General features: G+C 63.7%; 5 protein-coding genes. All 5 read right to left on the bottom strand.

Translation table 11 applies throughout. The annotated features are described in order from the left end of the window. The coding region (locus Q0071_RS12285) for a cytochrome c oxidase subunit 3 (protein WP_298169530.1) at positions 1–222 on the bottom strand (222 nt) is incomplete at its 3' end. 115 nt (positions 223–337) lie between these two features. After that, complete coding sequence (locus tag Q0071_RS12280; RefSeq protein ID WP_298169527.1) at positions 338–931, bottom strand: cytochrome c oxidase assembly protein; 594 nt, start codon at positions 929–931, stop codon at positions 338–340. Further along, the gene (locus tag Q0071_RS12275; RefSeq protein ID WP_298169525.1) at positions 931–1131 is read right to left on the bottom strand and encodes a hypothetical protein; all 201 of its coding nucleotides are present in this window, start codon (positions 1129–1131) and stop codon (positions 931–933) included. Before Q0071_RS12275 ends, Q0071_RS12280 begins: the two co-directional genes overlap by 1 nt. Beyond that, positions 1128–2051: a heme o synthase gene (locus Q0071_RS12270; RefSeq protein WP_298169522.1), complete on the bottom strand. Its 924-nt coding sequence runs from the start codon at positions 2049–2051 to the stop codon at positions 1128–1130. The genes Q0071_RS12275 and Q0071_RS12270 overlap by 4 nt, the downstream gene beginning before the upstream one ends. A 159-nt stretch (positions 2052–2210) precedes the next feature. Continuing rightward, on the bottom strand, positions 2211–2532 hold a 322-nt coding region (locus Q0071_RS12265; protein ID WP_298169517.1), incomplete at its 5' end, for a cbb3-type cytochrome c oxidase subunit I.

Here is a 2532-nt window from a genome sequence, read left to right as displayed (position 1 = left end):
GGTGTGATCACCCGCATGCGCTTCCTTGATCACCTTGCCCCACCACGAGAACATCGTGAGCGCGACGCCGAACACGCCGAGCCACAGCGCGATCTTGCCGCCGGGCATGCCGTGCATGGCAAACACGCCGCCGCTCGTCATCGTGAGCGCGGACAGCGCGCCGACGAAGGGCCAGATGTCCGGCGGCAGAATGTGATAATCGTGGTTCTTCGTGCCGGCCATGTTCGTCTTTTCAACCCCCGTCTTTTGGGACTTGCCGGATCGCCGCCCGAAGGCACGATTCAGCTTGTTTGCAAACGCCTTTATCGAGGCCTTGCGGTGCGGTCCAGAGGCATTCCTACCTCTTGCCACCCTGTTTTTCAGGGGGCGCGGCCACGCTGTCCGCTGCTTCCATGAAGGTGTACGAAAGCGTGATCTCGGGAACGTCCTTCGCGTTCGGGTCGTTCAGCATCTCGGGATCGACGTAATAGATCACCGGCATGCGCACTTGCTCACCGGGTTCGAGCCGCTGCTCGTTGAAACAGAAGCACTGGATCTTGTGGAAATAGGCGCCGGTCTGCTCCGGTGTGACGTTGAAAATCGCGCGGCCGACAATGGGCCGGTTCGAGGTGTTCTTCGCGATGAAGAAGGCCATCTTGCGCTCGCCGATGTGCCCGTCCTGCGTCACCTGCTCCGGACGGAACTGCCATGGCATGCCCGAGGTCACGTTGCCATCGAATCGGATCGTGATCGGGCGCGCGGTGGTCTTGACCGCAGCCGCCTGCGCCGCCGTCGCGCGCTGGGTTGTGCCGTTGAAGCCCGTGGCCTGGCAGAACATCCGGTAAAGTGGCACCGAGGCAAAGCCGAGGCTGAGCATCGCCGCCGCGCCGAACGCAGCGATCGCGGCAACCTTGCGGTTGCGCCGGCTGCCGGCATCGAGCGCCAGCGCCATCAGGAATGCTCCGCCTGCTCTGTGCCTTCTGCCGGTGCATGTTCCGGCTTGGCGGTAATCTTCACGATGGAGATCGCGAAGAACAGGACCACGAGGAAGCCGAGGATCAGGCCCATGACCTTGTTGCGCTCACGCTGGCGCGCGCGCAGCGCATCGGTTTCGGCAGCAGTGAGCGGGCGGTCATTGAAAGGCTGGTTCATGCTTGCAGACCCAGGATCGTCGCGAAGCGGTCGGCGACCAGCATCGCGAACAGGATGAACAGGTAGAAGATCGAATAGGCGAACAAGCGCTTCTCCGGCTTCATGCCATCGCCGGGGGCCGAGGTACGCAGGCCCACCTTGAACGACAGCCACAGGAACATCCCGCTGAGCAGGAGCGCGGAAAGGCCATAGATCCAACCCGTTCCGCCGATGAACCAGGGTGTCATCGAAAGCGGAAGCAGCACGGCGGCATATGCCAGAATTTGCCACCGGGTGGAGCGTTCGCCTGCCACGACCGGCATCATCGGGATGCCTGCCTTGGAGTAGTCGATCTGCACGAACAGCGCGAGTGCCCAGAAGTGCGGCGGTGTCCACATGAAGATGATGAGGAACAGCAGCACCGGCATCCACGTGATGTGGCCGGTCACCGCGATCCACCCGATCAGTGGCGGAAACGCGCCCGCACCGCCGCCGATCACGATGTTCTGCGGCGTGCGCGGCTTGAGCCACACGGTGTAGAGATAGGCGTAGTAGAAGATCGAGAAGGCGAGGATCCCCGCCGCGAGCCAGCTGATGGCGAGCCCCATGGTCATCACCGAGATGCCCGAGAGCGCGAAGCCGAAATCGCGCGCGGAGGTGCGATCCATGCGGCCGCCGGGAATGGGGCGCTTGGCAGTGCGCTTCATCACCGCATCCAGATCGGCTTCCCACCACTGGTTCAGCGCCGCAGCGCCGCCTGCGCCCACTGCGATGCACAGGATCGCGGTGAAGGCGAGCACGGGGTGGATGGTGCCGGGCGCCGCCAGCATGCCGCACACCGCGGTGAAGATGACGAGCCGCATCACGCCCGGCTTGGTCAGCGCGAAGAAGTCGCGCCAGTCAGCGGGCATGATCAGGGCCTGGGGGTTCGCGGTGGTCATGATGGGCGGCCTATAGGCCTGCTTTACGCGCAGGGAAAGCGAAACGGCACCGGGCTTTGGTGCCAAAGATTGTCTCATGCACAGACCAAGCAAAAGGGCCCCGGATCGCTCCGGAGCCCCTCTGTTTGGTCAGACCCCCGATTGAGCCGGGGCCTCCGATCAGTGCGCGTGCGCGTCCTCGATCACGGGGAGCGTCTCGAACTGGTGGAACGGCGGCGGGCTCGACAGCGTCCACTCGAGCGTGGTCGCGCCTTCACCCCAGTAGTTGCCGGCGGCCTTCTTGCCGGCGACGAGCGAGTAGGCGATGTTGATGAAGAAGATCACCATCGAGGCCGCCATCACGGTGTAGCCGTAGCTGGCGATCGTGTTCCAGTACTCGAACGCCGGGGCGTAGTCCGGATAACGGCGCGGCATGCCCTGAACCCCGAGGAAGTGCATCGGGAAGAAGATCAGGTTCACGCCGACAAAGAACACCCAGAAG

It is taken from the genome of Novosphingobium sp. (assembly GCF_027486195.1).
GTDB lineage: Bacteria > Pseudomonadota > Alphaproteobacteria > Sphingomonadales > Sphingomonadaceae > Novosphingobium.
The sequence above is the reverse complement of the archived record's forward strand: the minus strand, read 5'-3'. Positions and strand labels throughout refer to the sequence as shown.